The sequence below is a fragment of the Gordonia sp. VNK21 genome, assembly GCF_046098115.1.
Lineage (GTDB): Bacteria > Actinomycetota > Actinomycetes > Mycobacteriales > Mycobacteriaceae > Gordonia.
Map to the genome: position 1 here is coordinate 19,135 of NZ_JBJURU010000023.1, position 15,473 is coordinate 34,607.

A 15,473-nucleotide genomic window follows, 5' to 3' on the forward strand; every position below is an offset into this window, starting at 1 on the left:
GGAGTCCGGCCGGGATTCATGATATCGAGTCCCGGTCGGCGGCGAGCCGGTATGCGCGCTGCGCGTTCTCGGCGAAGAACATCGCCAGCGCCCGCTCACCCCGATCCCCGAGGACGTCGAGCAGCGCGCCCACGATCACCCCCAGCGAGGCGTTCGGATCGTCGAGGGGCACATTGGATCCGAAGATCACCCGGGACGGCCCGAAATGCTCCACCAGATGCAGCACCATCGGACCGATCATGTCGGCCAGGATCCGCTGCCCGCCGATGTTCCCGGCCTTCTCCGAGCCGTACCCGAGATAGGCGCCGGCGATGGCGCTGATCTTGATCAGCACGTTGGGCCGGGTCGCGAGCATGGCGGTGCGCTCGCGCCACAGGCTCAGGATGTCGGCCCGGGCCGCGGCGGTGGCTCCGGTGACCGAACCCACCGGACCGAAGACGCCCACCGGCAGCCCCAGATGTTCGGCGATCACCGTGGTGTCCGGGAACTCCCGGGCCAGCGCGTCCACCCGGGCCAGCTCGTGCGAGTAGCAGAGCACCTCGAAGACCAGACCCCGATCGGCCAGCCGCGGGGCGGCTCGCTTGAAGGTGCCCGACTCGAGCAGCCCGGGCTGGAAGTACCAGTCCTTGAGCATCGGATCGGCATGACTGCCCAGACACAGCCGGACACCGCGGATCAGCCCGGCCTCGTCATCGTCGAACAGGCCGGTCACCCCCAGACCGGGCACCCGTGCGTCGGCGCAGACCACCGCCCCGGCGAGTTCGGGCAGGCCCCCGGTACCGAAGGGCTGTGTCCGCAGGAAGGCGAGTTCGCGCTGCGTGGTGGCGAGGAAGTCGTCTGCGGACGAGCGCCGGCGCCAGCGGGAGTCCATCGCGATCACCGAGCGCACCGGCACCCCGGCGATACTGCCGAGGCCGGCCGCGGCCCGCCCGTAGTCGGCGGCCTGAAAGCTGCGGGTCCGGGTGGCGAAATCCGCCCCCATGTGAAAGTCGCGGTGCTCGGTGAGGCCGGAGATCAAATGCAGCGCCGGCGGAGGCAGTCTCCGCAGCAGCGAGTCGGTGCCCGGCAGCCGGCGCCGCGCCGGCGGCAGCGTGACCGGATGGAAGAAGTGGGCATGAGCGTCGACGATTCCCGGGATCACCCCGTTGAGGACACTCACGGGGTCCAGCGTGCCACACCGGACGGTCTGAGCAGCGGCAGCACGCTGGATTCCAGGACTATTCTGGTGCATCGACACCTCGCGCGGGCGGCCCGGGCGAGACGCCGAACGCGGAGGAGGAGCCGGTGACCGTACCCCAGGATTCTGTGCTGCACCGCCTGCGCACCCTGGTGGGCGCCGACCCCGATCGCTTCGCACGCAGCGTGTTCAGCCGGTTCCTGGGCCTGACCCCCGCCGCCCGCGAGCTGTTCCCGGCGGATATGAGCCGGGTGCGGCCGGCCTTCGTCGAGGTCACCGACCACGTGCTGGCCGAACTGCCGGAGGGCGGGGATCATTTCGAGCTGATCGAACTGCTCGCCCAGCTCGGGCGCGACAACCGCAAGTACGGGGCGCGCGAAGAGCATTACGAACTGCTCGGCCAGGCCCTGACCGACGAGTTCGCCGCCCTGCTGGGCGACGGCTGGACCCCGGACGCCGCCCAGACGGTCTCCCAGGCGGTGCTGCTGGCCACCGGCGTGATGCGCGGCGCCGCGCAGAGCGCCACCGGACCGGCCACCTGGCGCGCCCGGGTGGTGCAGAAGTTCGTCATCAACCGGGAGCGCGCCGTGGTGCGGCTCGCGGCACTCGACCCGGTCCCCGAGATCTACCCCGGCCAGTACCTCGAGACCCGGATCCCGCAGTGGCCGTTCCAGTGGCGGGACTTCTCGCCGGCCACCCCCGTCGACGATCGCGGCGAGCTGGAGTTCCACATCCGGGCGGTGCCGGGCGGCCAGGTCAGCGGCACCGTGGTGCGCGAGACCGCCGTCGGCGACGTGTGGAGCTTCGCCCAGCCGCACGGCACCCTCGCCGTCGACGGCGACCGGCCGGTGCTGATGGTGGCCGGCGGCACGGGGCTGGCGCCGCTGCGTGCGCTGCTGCTGTCGATGGCTCAGCGCACCGACAATCCGTCGGTGCATCTGTTCTACGGCGCCCGGTTCCCCGCCGAGCTCTACGAACTGGCGACGCTGGCCCAGCTGGCCACCGGCAATCCCTGGCTCACCGTGACCGGCACCGTCGACGAGCAGCGTGATCCGTGGTGGATCGACACCGCGCCCGACCCGCACCAGTGGGGTGTACCGGTGGTCGGCGGACGGGTGGACGAGGTGGTCACCGCCGCCGGCGACTGGACCGGCCGCCAGGTCCTGATCGCCGGACCGTCGGCGATGATCTCGAGCACCGTGCGCGCACTGCGAGCGGTGGGTGTGCCCGCCGATGCGATCGCCCACGACCCGGTCCACTGACCGGCCGGGGCCGGCACCGGGAGACGGGTGAGTCCGCTCAGTCGGCGGGGCGGCGCCGCCGCGGCTGCCACAGCACCACCGACGTCGCCGGAGTGACCGGCACGAGTTCACCGCGCCGGCCGCCGTGGGCCAGCCGCCGGCCCAGATCCTCGATCTGACGCTGCAGTTCGGCCACCTCGTCGCTGAGCTCGATGATCCGCTTGATCCCGGCCAGGTTCACACCCTCGTCCTGGGACAGCCGCTGGATCTCGCGGAGCCGCTCGACGTCGTCGGCGGAGTACCGCCGGCCGCCGCCGCTGGTGCGCTGCGGGGTGACCAGCCCGAGCCGGTCGTAGGTGCGCAGCGTCTGCGCGTGCATCCCGGCCAGCTCCGCGGCCGCCGAGATCATGAAGGTCGCCGATCCCGACGAACCGTCAGCGCGGCGGTCCCTGCGCTTGTCGTTCGCCATGATCGATCACCGTCCCCAGTTCGCTCGCGGGTCGAAGCCGCTGGCGCGTTCGGCTGCCGCATAGGTCTTCATCGCTTCCACGGCGGCATCGTCGAGCTTGGGCGGCACCGCCACCTTGACCGTGACCAGCAGGTCGCCGGCCCCGCCGGAGCGCTTGGGCACGCCGCGGCCCTTGAGCCGCAGGGTGCGCCCGTCGGCGGTGTTCGGCGGGATCTTCACGCCCACCGTGCCGTCGAGGGTGGGCACCGACACCGTCGCACCCAGCACCAGTTCGGAGATGCTCACCGGCAGAGCGACTTTGAGGTCGTTGCCCGAGCGCGTGAAGATGGTGTCCGCGGTCACGTGCACCGTCACGTACAGGTCGCCCGACGGGGCTCCGCGCCGGCCGGCCTCGCCCTGTCCGGCGAGCCGGATGCGCTGGCCGTCCTCGACGCCCTGCGGCACCCTGACGTTGATGGTCCGCGGCCGGATCTGGATGCCCGAGCCCTGGCAGTCCGGGCACGGATCGTCGATCCGGGTTCCGGTGCCCTGACAGTCCTGGCACGGCTCGGAGAAGCCGAAGTGCCCCTGATTGCGGGTGACGAAGCCGGAGCCGTTGCAGCTGCCGCAGGTCCGCGGGCTGGTGCCGGCCTTGGCGCCGCTGCCGTGGCACGAGGTGCACGGCGACGGGCTGGTGACCCGCAGCGACACCGTGGTGCCCTTGACCGCATCCCGGAAGGCCAGGGTGGTCTCGGTCTCGAGGTCGTTGCCCCGGCGCGGCCGGGATGCCTGCGCGCCGACCCCACCGCGGCCGCCGCCTCCGCCGAAGAGTCCGCCGAGCAGATCCTCGAATCCGCCGCCGCCTCCGCCGTTCGGGCCCCCGCCGCCGAACAAGTCGCCGATGTCGAAGCCGCCACCGCTGAATCCGCCGGTGCCGCCGGAGAATCCGCCGCCGCCGAAGTCGCCGCCGCCGCGGAACCGTCCACCGGCCATCATCGCGCGGGTCTCGTCGTACTCCTGCCGCTTGGCCGGATCGGAGAGCACACTGTTCGCCTCGGAAACGCGCTTGAATCGCTCCTCCGCCTGCGCGTCACCGGGATTGCGGTCCGGGTGCAGCTGTGCGGCCAGCTTGCGGTAGGCCTTCTTGATGTCGTCGGCCGATGCGTCCGAAGCGACGCCCAGGTCCGCGTAGAAGTCGCGTTCGAGCCATTCTCGCTGTGGTGCCACTAGACGTCACCTCCATTCCTTCTCGACTGTTTGAGTCGTCGTCTGTCCTGTGTTGTTGTTCATCATCCACCGGGGGCGCCCGTCACGGGGCCTGCGCCGGCGGGAAAGTCCTGTGGTGTGCCGCGGGAGCGAGACCGCGGGCCGGGGCGCCGGTCGGCGCCCCGGCCCGCTGCTGCTCACTGCGCGGTGTCCTCACCGACCGGGGGCTCCGGATCGGTGACGGTGACCATCGCGTGACGGATCACCTTCTCGCCCAGTCGGTATCCCGACCGGTACACCGAGCCGAGGACCGGCTCGGTACCGCTGCCGTCGTTCTGGATCGCCTCGTGCAGCTCCGGGTCGAAGACATCGCCCGGCTCGCCGAACTTGACCAGCTGCTCGCCGGACAGCACGTCGCCGAGCTTGTCCGAGAGCGCCCGCAGCGGGCCGGATTCGAGGTCGCCGTGCTCGCGTGCGCGGTCCAGGTCGTCGAGCAGCGGGAGCAGCTTCTCCACCAGGATCTGCTTACCCCTCGCCACCGCCTGCTGTGCCTCCTCGGCACTGCGCCGGCGATAGTTGGCGAACTGGGCGCGCTCGCGCTGGAGCGCCTCGGTCAGCTCGGTGACCTGGGCGTCGCCGGCGGGCTCGGCGGCCGGGCCCGCGGCGGACTCGTCGTCCACCGGGGGCCGGGCCTCGCCCGCCTCGTCGACGGCGCCGTCGTCGGTCACCGTGATCGGCTCCTGCTCGTCACCGGGGCCGCGCTCGTCGGCGGCGCCGGCGCCCGGGGCGGTCACTTGGCCTCGCCGTCGGCGGGATCATCCACGACCTCGGCGTCGACCACGTCGTCGTCGCCGGCGCTCTCACCGGCCGCCGCAGCGCCCTCGCCCTCGGCCGAGGCGCTGGCGTAGATCGCCTGCCCCATGGCCTGAGACTTCTCGGACAGCTTCTCGATGGCCGAACGGATGGCCGCGGTGTCGGTGCCCTTGAGGGCCTCGTTGGCCTCGGCGATCGCGCCCTCGATCTGCTCCTTGACGTCCGCGGGGACCTTGTCCTCGTTGTCCTTGAGCACCTTCTCGGTCTGGTGGACCAGCGACTCGGCCTGGTTGCGGGTCTCGGCCTCCTCGCGACGCTTGCGGTCCTCCTCGGCGTGCGCCTCGGCGTCCTTGACCATCCGGTCGATCTCCTCCTTGGACAGACCGGAGCCGTCCTGGATACGGATCGAGTTCTCCTTGCCGGTGCCCTTGTCCTTCGCGGTGACGTGCACGATGCCGTTGGCGTCGATGTCGAAGGTCACCTCGATCTGCGGGACGCCCTGCGGAGCCGGAGCGATACCGCCGAGCTCGAAGCTGCCGAGCAGCTTGTTGTGCGAGGCGATCTCACGCTCGCCCTGGTACACCTGGATCTGCACCGACGGCTGATTGTCCTCGGCCGTGGTGTAGGTCTCGGAGCGCTTGGTGGGAATCGTGGTGTTCCGCTCGATCAGCTTGTGCATGACGCCGCCCTTGGTCTCGATGCCCAGCGACAGCGGGGTCACATCCAGCAGCAGCACGTCCTTGACCTCGCCGCGCAGCACACCGGCCTGCAGGGCCGCACCCACGGCGACCACCTCGTCCGGGTTGACGCCCTTGTTGGGCTCCTGGCCGCCGGTGAGCTCCTTGACCAGCTCGGTCACCGCCGGCATGCGGGTGGAACCGCCGACCAGCACGACGTGATCGATGTCGCCCACCGAGATCCCGGCGTCCTTGATGACCGCCTGGAACGGGGTGCGCGTGCGCTCGAGCAGATCATTGGTGATCTTCTGGAACTCGGACCGCGAGAGCTGCTCGTCGAGGAACAGCGGGTTCTTCTCGGCGTCGACGGTGATGTAGGGCAGGTTGATCGAGGTGCTCTGCGAAGCGGACAGCTCGATCTTGGCCTTCTCGGCGGCCTCACGCAGCCGCTGCAGCGCCATCTTGTCCTTGGTCAGGTCGATGCCGGAGGTGGACTTGAACTTCTCCACCAGCCATTCGACGACCCGCTCGTCCCAGTCGTCGCCGCCCAGGTTGTTGTCACCGGAGGTGGCGCGCACCTCCACGACGCCGTCGCCGATCTCGAGCAGCGAGACGTCGAAGGTTCCGCCGCCGAGGTCGAAGACCAGGATGGTCTGCTCCTTCTCGCCCTTGTCCAGGCCGTAGGCCAGGGCGGCGGCGGTCGGCTCGTTGACGATGCGGAGCACGTTCAGGCCGGCGATCTGGCCGGCTTCCTTGGTGGCCTGACGCTGGGCGTCGTTGAAGTAGGCCGGCACGGTGATGACCGCGTCGGTGACGTCCTCGCCGAGGTAGCTCTCCGCGTCACGCTTGAGCTTCATCAGCGTGCGAGCGCTGATCTCCTGCGGGGTGTACTTCTTTCCGTCGATCTCGACGGTCCACTCCGGGTCGCCCATGTGGCGCTTGACCGAACGGATGGTGCGGTCGACGTTGGTGACCGCCTGGTTCTTGGCCGGCTGGCCCACCAGGACCTCGCCGTTGCGCGCGAACGCGACCACCGACGGGGTGGTACGCGAACCCTCGGCGTTGGCGATGACGGTGGGCTCGCCGCCTTCGAGCACCGACACCACGGAGTTGGTGGTGCCGAGGTCGATTCCGACAGCACGTGACATAAAAAATCCTCCTTGTTGCGGCTCCGGGAAGCCGGGTGGTTTCAGGTCTGACGAAACCTCAGTGTCTCCGACTCAACTTGTAGTCGCCGACGTCGTCGTCGTCAACCCACCTTGAGTCTTCCACACTCATGTTTCTCGATCTGTTCAACGACCCTTCGCCCTCGGATGTTCCCCGAACTTGAGTCCACTCGGCTCATAGTCGGGTGACCTTCCTCACAGCCGCACGCCCGCCGCAGGATCTCCGGAATCGCTCGCGACGGTCGCGGCACCTGCCCGCTCCCCGGTGCGCCATGATGGACGGGACACACCGTGACCTGGGAGGCACACCTTGTATCTGGCCACCGTCCGCACCGCATCGGGCACCCGCGCCGTCAAGCGCATCGAGGAGCAGGGACAGCAGCAGCTGCTCGAACTCGGCTATCCGGACCTGCGGGCACTGCTCACCGACGACGACGGGCTGGCCCGCGCTGCGCAGGCCGACGACGGCGACCGGTACGCCCCGGAGGACGTACAGTTCGTCGCCCCGGTCACGCCCGACAAGGTGGTCTGCGTCCGGCACAACTACGGCGACCACATCAAGCGTCTCGGTCTGACGCTGCCGCAGCATCCACGGCTGAGCACCAAGTTCGCCAGCTCGATCATCGGCCCGTACGACCCGATCGCCAAGCCCGCCGACGCCCACGCGCTGGACTGCGCGGTGGAACTGGTCGTGGTGATCGGCCGGCCGGTCCGCCACCCCGACGAGACGCAGGCGCGCGCCGCCATCGCCGGCTTCACCGTGATCAACGACATCACCGACCGCGATCTGGAGTTCCAGGCCGAGGAGTGGGGCCTGGGCAACATCTGGGACGGCTCGTCACCGCTCGGTCCGTACCTGGTGACCCCCGACGAACTTCCCGGCGGGGTGGCGCCGACGCTGACTCTGACCACCACCGTCGACGGCCGTGAGGTCCAGCGCGGCAACACCGCCGATCTGCACTTCTCGCCGGTCAAGCTGGTACAGCACGTGGCCCGGTTCATGCACCTGAACCCCGGCGACGTCATCGCCAGCGGCAGCCCGTCGGCGCCGTCGCACGACCACGGTCCGGAGGCGCACCTGCGCGAGGGCCAGCAGATCGTCACCGCGATCGAGGGCATCGGCGAATGCCGGAACACGGTGACCAGCGCCGGACCGGTGGATCCGGCCTGACTCCGGCGGCTACTTCTTGGCGACGGCGATCGTGACCACGCCGGCCAGCGCGACGATCATGCCGACCAGCACCAGGTAGGCGCCGATCTCCGGCGTGAAGCCCTCCGAGACCACGAAGAACGCGAGCAGCGCCGAGAGCAGACCCAGTACGCCGATGATCACGGCGGCCCGGTTGAGCGTCGGCTGCCAGCGCCCGGCCAGTCCCTCCGGTCGATGGCGGACGGATGTCCCGCCCCGTCCACCGGCCACATAACGGCGTTCGGACGACATCCGGCAAGAGCGCCGTATGCCGTCCGAACGACCGTGGACCAGGAGTGTTCAGCTCACCAGTCGGCCTCGTCGTAGACCACCATGCCGCGGATGTTGTGGCCTTCGAGCATGTCGTCGTAGGCCTTGTTGATGTCCTCGAGCCGGTAGGTCTGGGTCACCAGATCGGCCAGGTTCAGCGCGCCGGCGCGGTACTCGTTCAGCAGTTTGGGCACCTGGGTGCGCGGGCCGGCGCCGCCGAAGATGGCGCCCTGCACGCGCTTCTGCAGCAGGGTCAGTTCGAAGAGGTTCATCGACACGTCCATGGCCGCGGCGTCACCCATGCCGACCACCACCACCTGACCGCCCTTGGCGGTCATCGCCAGCGCCGGCGCGATGTGCTCGCCCTTGATCTCACCGATCGTCAGCACCACCGTCTGCGCCATCACACCCCAGGTGAGCTCACCGATCGCCGGGGCCGCCGCCTCCATCGACTCGAAGGTATGGGTGGCACCGAGCTTCTCGGCCATGTCCCGCTTGAACGCCACTGGGTCCACGGCGATCACATACCGGGCCCCGGCCGCCTTGGCGCCCTGCACCGCATTGATGCCCACCCCGCCGATACCCACCACGACCACGGTGTCGCCGACGGCGGTGCCGCCGATCTCGGTGGCCGAGCCCCAGCCGGTGGCCACACCGCAGCCGAGCAGCGCCGCCTCCTGCAGCGGGATGTCGTCCTCGACCTTCACCAGCGACGCCTGGTTCACCGTGATGTACGGAGAGAAGGTGCCCAGCAGACACATCTGGGTGAGTCCCGTCCCGTTCTGGGTCACCCGATAGGTCTTGTCGGAGATCGACAGTCCGGTGAGCAGCCCCGCACCCTCGTCGCAGATGTTCTGTGCGCCGCGCGAACACGGCCCGCACACGCCGCACGCCGGGATGAATGCGGTCACCACGTGATCGCCCTCCGCGAAGCGGGTGACGCCCGGGCCCACCTTGACCACCACACCTGCGCCCTCGTGCCCGCCGACGACCGGCATCGGGACCGGCGACTGCCCGGTGCGGAGGTGATGGTCGGAATGGCACAGACCGGAGCTCACCAGCCGGACCTGCACCTCGCCGGCGACCGGATCGCCGAGTTCCACCTCCTCGATCTTCCATTCCTCGTTGACACCGTGCAGTACTGCCGCTTTGGTCTTCATGAATACAGATCCTCACCTCGTCGGTTGGAATTCCCCCGCCCACATCCTAGCCCCCGCGCAGCGCAGGCGTGGGCGTTCGCCGCAATCGCCTCCGCCCAGGCCGAGGCCTGCCGCGACACCCCCGGCACGGGGCCGGGAATGGGGGAATCGACGGTACTTCGCTACATTCGAAACGTGTCCAGGCCCGCTGTCGTCGCTGAGGTCGCAGATCCTCCGACTCCGAATGAGGACGCGGCCACCGGCAACACCTCCGGCTATCGCCTCGATCTGGACGGCCTGCGCGGCATCGCGATCTTCCTGGTCGCGATCTTCCACGTCTGGTTCGGCCGGGTCTCCGGCGGCGTCGACGTCTTCCTGACCCTGTCCGGCTACTTCTTCGTCGCCTCGCTGCTCAAACACGTCACCCGGTCGATGCCCGCCGACGTGGGCTGGAAGACCGCGGTGAATCCGTGGCCGCGGCTCAAGCGGCTGCTGCTGCGCCTGATCCCGGCGCTGTTCCTGCTGCTGGCGGTGGTGGTGGCGCTGTCCTGGTGGATCATGCCCACCACCCGCTGGGGCGCGCTCGGCGCCGAGACCATCGCCTCGGCGCTGTACTACCAGAACTATCACCTGGCCTTCGGCGCACAGGACTACGGCGCCGCCGACTCGGCGGTCAGTCCGCTCCAGCACCTGTGGTCGATGTCGATGCAGGGCCAGTTCTTCGTCATCACCCTGCTCACCGCGCTGGCGCTGGGCGGTCTGCTCAAACTGGCCGCGCTGCGGTTTTCCGCACTGCGCCGGCCGACGGTGGTGCGGTCGATCGTCGGCGCCGCACTGCTGGCGGTGGCCGTGGTCTCCTTCGCCTGGGCCAATTACCGGCACGGCATCAACCAGCCGTTCAACTACTACGACACGATCGCGCGACTGTGGGAGCCGCTGGCCGGCGGCCTGCTCGCGGTCTGGATGCCCACGCTGCGGCTGGCGAACTATCTGCGCACCCTGCTGACCGTCGCCGCCGTGGCGCTGATCGCCAGCTCGGGCATCTGGATCGCCGGCGTCGCAGAGTATCCGGGCGTCTACGCACTGGTGCCGGTGGGCGCTACCCTGCTGCTGATCTGGGTCGGCTCGTCGGCCACCGCCCCGCGCCCGGTCCCGGGCGCCGACCTGAGCGCCGGCGGCCGGATCCTGGCGCACCCGGCCATCGTCTGGCTCGGCTCCATCGCCTACGCCCTGTACCTGTGGCACTGGCCGCTGCTGATCTTCTACATGACCTGGCGGTTCCAGAACGACGTCAGCTTCATCGAGGGCACCGGCATCCTGATCGTCTCGGTGCTCCTGGCGTGGCTGTGCACCCGGTTCGTCGAGACCCCGCTGCGATCGGGGCGCGGCACCGGCTTCTCCCGGCGCTACCGCCGCAGCCTGGCTCTGGTGCTGGTGGGGCTGACCGTCTTCGGCGGCGTCAGCGCCGTCTACTGGGAGAAGCGCGCCGCGTCACTCACGGTGGACGTGTCGAATCTGGATCCGCGCCTCTACCCGGGCGCCTCGGCCTTCCTCAGCAATGCGCCGGTACCGGCCGTCGACTTCGCGCCGTCCCCGGAGGCGGCCGAGGAGGACTGGCCGCTCAACCACATCGGCTACTTCAGCAACTTCGGGGATCCGTCGATCCGGGTGGGCGTCTTCGGCGACCCCACCGCCACCCGGACGATTGCGGTGGCCGGAGGCTCCCACTCGGAGCACTGGATGACCGCGCTCGACGAGCTCGGCAAAAAGCGCGGTTTCCGCGTCACCACCTACATGAAGGCCGGCTGCGCCCTGAGCACCGAGCCCTTCGTCGAGTTCCAGGGCGAGATGCTGACCGAATGCAAGGACTGGGTGGACCGCGTCGTCGACCGGCTGGCCGAGGACAAGCCCGACTTCATCTTCACCACCAGCACCCGGCCGGTGCCCGGCGCCGCCCCCGGCGACGACACCCCGCAGGGCTACGTCGACATCTTCGAACGGCTCAAGGAGAACGGACAGCAGGTGATCGCCGTCCGCGACACCCCGTGGGCCACCGCCGCGACGTTCATCCCGCGCGACTGCCTCGCCTCCGGCCGCCGGCCCAGCTCCTGCGGAGTGCCCCGGGCCACCACGCTCTCGGACGTCGACCCGGCGCAGGCCATCGCCGGAGACTTCCCCAACATGACCTTCCTGGACTATTCGGACGCCATGTGCCGGGACGGCTACTGCCCGGCGGTGGTCGGCAACATCCTGGTCTGGCATGACAAGCACCATCTGACGACCGCGTTCATGCGCAGCCTGATCCCGTACCTCGACGCCGACCTGGGCCCGGCCACCGGCTGGTGGTGAATCCGGCCACCGTCGGCCACCGTGCACAGCGTTCTGCCAGGTTCGGCTGCTAGTGTCGCCCCCGGACTCGCGGAGGGATTCACCGACTACCGCCGCGACTGACGATTTATGACTGCAACGACCACTGTGACCACGGCGCCGGGCACCCGCGCCGCCGCCGGCGCCCCACCGGCGTCGCCGGCCCCGGCACGCACCGGCAAGCGTCCCTACCTCCACCAGGTGGATCTGATCCGGGCGACGACCTTCGCGCTGGTCATCTTCGTCCACACGCTCACCAACACGACCGACGAGTTCGCCAACGTCGGGGTCAACGCCACCGCGCTGCTGATGCACTGCACGCGCAACATCTTCTTCGCACTGACCGGCTTCGTCCTGATGTACCAGTACCTGGGCCGCGACGACTTCCGGGCGGTGGACTTCTGGCGCCGCCGGATGAAGCTGGTGATCTTCCCGTACGTGCTGTGGTCGGTGGTCTACTGGGTCGTGATGGGCATGTGGGGCAACGGCCGCCTGCACGACGTCCCCACCCACCTCAACGAGTTGTGGGACAACCTCAAATGGGGCACCGCCGGCTACCACATGTACTTCCTGGTGGTCATGCTGCAGGTGTACCTGCTGTTTCCGGCCATCCGCTGGATCGTCGACAAGACCCGCGGCCATCACGCGATCCTGCTGGCGGTGAGTCTGGTCCTGCAGATCGGCGCATTCGCCGCGATCAGCTTCTGGACGCCGCCGGAATCGCTCCAGGAGTACTGGTTCCACGCCTACGCGACGTTCCTCCCGTACCAGTTCTTCATCTTCTACGGCGCGGTGGCTGCGGCGCACCGCGAGCAGCTCGACGACTGGATCCGAGGCAAGGGCCGGTGGCTGGCGGCGGCGCTGCTCGCCTCCGCGTCCTTCGCGGTGGGCATGTACCTGTTCCGGGCGCTGCACGAGGGCAGGGTGCACGACTTGAACAGCGCCTTCGATCTGACGCTGCTGCCGTTCCTGGTGGTGATCATGCCGGCGATGTACGCGATGGCGCTGTGGTGGAACGACCGGCTGCGCCCCCGCTCGGAGCGCTGGGCCAAGGTGGTCTCGTACGCCTCGAACCGCTCGTTCCCGGTCTTCCTCGTGCACGTGCTGGTGCTCTTCCTGCTGATCCGTCCGCGCACCGACGGCACGCCGACCATCGTGCACGCACTCGGCCAGCCCTGGGGCACACTGGTGGTGTACCTGCTGACGCTGGCCGTCTCGCTGGCCGTCGTCGAGGTGCTGCGCCGGCTGCCGCTCTCGATCTACCTCACCGGCCGGCCCCGGCTGCCCTTCCGCTGGCAGATCTGACGCCGCCGGGCGTCTCCCGCGTGACCCGCCCCCCCCGGAGACGATCTGACTGTGCGCTGTGTCACAATGACGAGGCTGATTCCGGCACCCGCTTCGGGCCCGGAACGCCGAAGCCACGAGGGGGACGCCGCCTATGCAGTACATGCCGGTCACGCAGTCGATGTTTCTCATCGCCGAAACCCGGGACCAGCCGATGCACGTCGGCGGGCTGCAGCTGTTCATCCCGCGGGACGGTCAGAGCGCCGACGAACTGGCCGAGGAGATCGAGACCACCTTCCGCGGAGCCGTCGACGTCGCGCCCTTCTTCCTCAAACGTCCCGCCTCGCCGGCCAACCTGGCCGGATACACCGCCTGGCAGCAGGACGACGAGGTCGACTTCGACTACCACGTGCGGCGGATCATCCTGCCCCGCCCGGGTGAGATCAAGAATCTGCTGCGCTACGTCTCGCTGAACCACGGCGCCCTGCTCGACCGGTCCCGCCCCATGTGGGAAATGCACATCATCGAGGGCCTCAAGGACGGCCGGGTGGCGCTATACACCAAGATCCATCACTCGCTGGCCGACGGGGTCACCGCACTGCGGCTGCTGCAGCGCACGCTGACCACCGATCCCGACGACCGCGCCGGCACCGCGTTCTGGGACGACGCGCTGAATCACCGCCGGACGCGTCCCCCGCGGCCCCACACGAGCCTGCTGTCCCGGATCACCGGCACGGTGGGCGCGGTGGCCGACACCGCCGAGCAGATCATCGGTCTGGCACCAGCCGGCGCTAGGGTGGCCGCGGAAGGACTGCTGAACAAGGACTTCATCGCCCCGCTGCAGCAGGCGCCCGACACCATCCTCAACGTGCCGATCGGTTCGGCCCGGCGCTTCGCCGCACAGGACTGGCCCACGTTGCGGCTGCAGGCCGCGGCCCGGCGGCACGGCATCTCGTTCAACGACGTGCTGCTGGCGATGTGTGCCGGCGCGCTGCGCAGCTACCTGCTCGATCAGAAGGCGCTGCCCGACGACCCGCTGGCCGCGTGCCTGCCGGTGTCCCTGCACTCGGACGCCGATGCGGACGGGAATGCGATCACCGCGATCCTGGTGAACCTGGCGACCTCGTCGGCGTCGGCCCGCGAGCGGCTCGAGGCGATCCACTCGTCCACCTCGAGCGCCAAGAACATCGTGCGCGGCCTGCGCCCGCTGCAGTCGCTGGCTCTGGGCGCGGCCAACTGCTGGCCGCTGGCCTTCGCCTCGGTGCCCGGCTTCGTCAACTACACCCCGCGCGGCTTCAATCTGATGATCTCGTCGGTACCCGGCCCGCAGGACGATCTGTACTGGAACGGCGCGAAGCTCGACGGCTGCTACCCGGTGTCCATCGCGATGGAGGGGTTGGCGATGAATATCACAATCACAACGGTCGCCGGGAAGGCGAATTTCGGCATCATCGGTGCTCGCGCGCAGCTGCCGAGTCTGCAGCGGATCCTCGATCATCTGGAGAACGCTCTGATCGAGCTCGAGGACCTCGAACCACTGAGCCGTTGACCTGCGACGTCGTCGCCCGTCCATGACCTGCCCCACATCCGGAGGCGGGTGACTGGCCCCCTTTATTACTGACGAGTAACATCCGGGGCATGTGCTCAGCACCCATGCCGACCAGGGAAGTTAGGTAAACCTTGGCAGCGCGGGCGCAGGGGGAACCTCTACGGTTACCTCAGACAGACGGCGACTTCGGCGCGGAACTGCAGTCCTCCAGCGGCGGGGTCGAGGTACGACCTAAGAAAGGCCGGTACTTCCCATGACGACCACAACGGTTGCGATCGGAACCACCGCCGCGATCATCAGCATCTTCTGCTGGGCGATCTTCCTGCGCGGCGTGACCACCATGGTCCGCACCATCGCGCTCGGTCAGAAGGTGGAGAAGGTTCGCTTCGCGCACCTCGGCTCGCGCCTGGTGACGATGATCAAAGAGTTCATCGCGCACACCCGCATGGTGAAGTTCCGAACCGTCGGCATCATGCACTGGCTGGTGATGATCGGCTTCCTCGGCGGCTTCCTGCTGTGGTTCGAGGCCTACGGACAGTCGATCAACCCCGAGTTCCACTGGCCGTGGTTCGGTGACACCTTCGGCTGGCACCTGTGGGATGAGCTGCTCGGCATCGGCACCGTCGTCGGCATCACGGCGCTGATCGTGATCCGTCAGATCAACCACCCGCGCGTCCCGGCCCGTCTGTCCCGCTTCGCCGGCTCGCGTTTCGGCGCCGCGTACTTCGTCGAGATCGTCGTCCTCATTGAGGGTCTGGGCATGATTCTGGTCAAGGCCAGCAAGATCGCCACCTACCACCACAGCAATGCGGGCTCGGACTTCTTCACCATGCAGGTGGCCAAGCTGTTGCCGGAGAGCCCGACGCTGGTCTCGGTCTTCGCCGCCATCAAGCTCATGTCCGGCATGATCTGGCTGGCCGTGGTCGGCTTCAACATCGACTGGGGTG

At 69.0% G+C, this 15,473-nt stretch carries 12 protein-coding genes and 1 pseudogene; 6 read left to right on the forward strand and 7 right to left on the reverse strand.

What is annotated here, in order from left to right; translation table 11 throughout:
* Positions 1 to 16: 16 nt before the first annotated feature.
* Positions 17 to 1,159, reverse strand: a complete 1,143-nt coding sequence (locus ACJMNC_RS17530; RefSeq protein WP_408949241.1) for an amidohydrolase family protein — start codon at positions 1,157 to 1,159, stop codon at positions 17 to 19.
* Positions 1,160 to 1,284: 125 nt separating this feature from the next.
* Here ACJMNC_RS17530 and ACJMNC_RS17535 point away from each other — a divergent pair, with 125 nt between their 5' ends.
* Positions 1,285 to 2,439: an FAD-binding oxidoreductase gene (locus ACJMNC_RS17535; protein WP_408949242.1), complete on the forward strand. Its 1,155-nt coding sequence runs from the start codon at positions 1,285 to 1,287 to the stop codon at positions 2,437 to 2,439.
* A gap of 37 nt (positions 2,440 to 2,476) precedes the next feature.
* Here the strand turns inward: ACJMNC_RS17535 and ACJMNC_RS17540 are convergent, their stop codons facing one another.
* From ACJMNC_RS17540 to dnaK, 4 genes are all read right to left on the reverse strand, one after another.
* Complete coding sequence (locus tag ACJMNC_RS17540; protein ID WP_408949243.1) at positions 2,477 to 2,887, reverse strand: heat shock protein transcriptional repressor HspR; 411 nt, start codon at positions 2,885 to 2,887, stop codon at positions 2,477 to 2,479.
* 6 nt (positions 2,888 to 2,893) lie between these two features.
* Entirely contained in the window at positions 2,894 to 4,093 is a 1,200-nt protein-coding gene (dnaJ, locus tag ACJMNC_RS17545) for a molecular chaperone DnaJ (protein ID WP_408949244.1), read from the reverse strand.
* A 176-nt stretch (positions 4,094 to 4,269) separates the two neighbouring features.
* A complete protein-coding gene (gene grpE / locus ACJMNC_RS17550) occupies positions 4,270 to 4,866 on the reverse strand; it encodes a nucleotide exchange factor GrpE (protein ID WP_408949245.1) in 597 nt (198 codons plus the stop codon).
* Positions 4,863 to 6,710 carry a molecular chaperone DnaK gene (dnaK, locus tag ACJMNC_RS17555; protein WP_408949246.1) on the reverse strand — a complete coding sequence of 616 codons (1,848 nt, stop codon included), beginning with the start codon at positions 6,708 to 6,710 and terminating at the stop codon, positions 4,863 to 4,865. The genes grpE and dnaK overlap by 4 nt, the downstream gene beginning before the upstream one ends.
* Positions 6,711 to 7,038: 328 nt before the next feature.
* Between dnaK and ACJMNC_RS17560 the strand changes: the two genes are divergently transcribed.
* On the forward strand, positions 7,039 to 7,899 hold the full coding sequence (locus ACJMNC_RS17560) for a fumarylacetoacetate hydrolase family protein (RefSeq protein ID WP_408949247.1): 861 nt from the start codon (positions 7,039 to 7,041) through the stop codon (positions 7,897 to 7,899).
* A gap of 9 nt (positions 7,900 to 7,908) precedes the next feature.
* Here the strand turns inward: ACJMNC_RS17560 and ACJMNC_RS17565 are convergent, their stop codons facing one another.
* Both ACJMNC_RS17565 and ACJMNC_RS17570 read right to left on the reverse strand, forming a co-directional pair.
* A complete protein-coding gene (locus tag ACJMNC_RS17565; RefSeq protein ID WP_408949248.1) occupies positions 7,909 to 8,169 on the reverse strand; it encodes a hypothetical protein in 261 nt (86 codons plus the stop codon).
* 53 nt (positions 8,170 to 8,222) lie between these two features.
* Entirely contained in the window at positions 8,223 to 9,347 is a 1,125-nt protein-coding gene (locus ACJMNC_RS17570) for an NDMA-dependent alcohol dehydrogenase (protein WP_408949249.1), read from the reverse strand.
* Positions 9,348 to 9,485: 138 nt separating this feature from the next.
* On the opposite strand from ACJMNC_RS17570, the gene ACJMNC_RS17575 reads away from it, so the two are divergent.
* The 4 genes and pseudogenes from ACJMNC_RS17575 to ACJMNC_RS17590 form a co-directional block, all read left to right on the forward strand.
* Positions 9,486 to 11,675, forward strand: a complete 2,190-nt coding sequence (locus ACJMNC_RS17575; protein WP_408949250.1) for an acyltransferase family protein — start codon at positions 9,486 to 9,488, stop codon at positions 11,673 to 11,675.
* 108 nt (positions 11,676 to 11,783) lie between these two features.
* Complete coding sequence (locus ACJMNC_RS17580; protein WP_408949251.1) at positions 11,784 to 12,998, forward strand: acyltransferase; 1,215 nt, start codon at positions 11,784 to 11,786, stop codon at positions 12,996 to 12,998.
* 133 nt (positions 12,999 to 13,131) lie between these two features.
* Positions 13,132 to 14,526, forward strand: a complete 1,395-nt coding sequence (locus ACJMNC_RS17585; RefSeq protein WP_408949252.1) for a WS/DGAT/MGAT family O-acyltransferase — start codon at positions 13,132 to 13,134, stop codon at positions 14,524 to 14,526.
* Between the two features lie 253 nt (positions 14,527 to 14,779).
* A pseudogene (locus tag ACJMNC_RS17590) lies at positions 14,780 to 15,473 on the forward strand (Fe-S oxidoreductase); the annotation flags it as partial.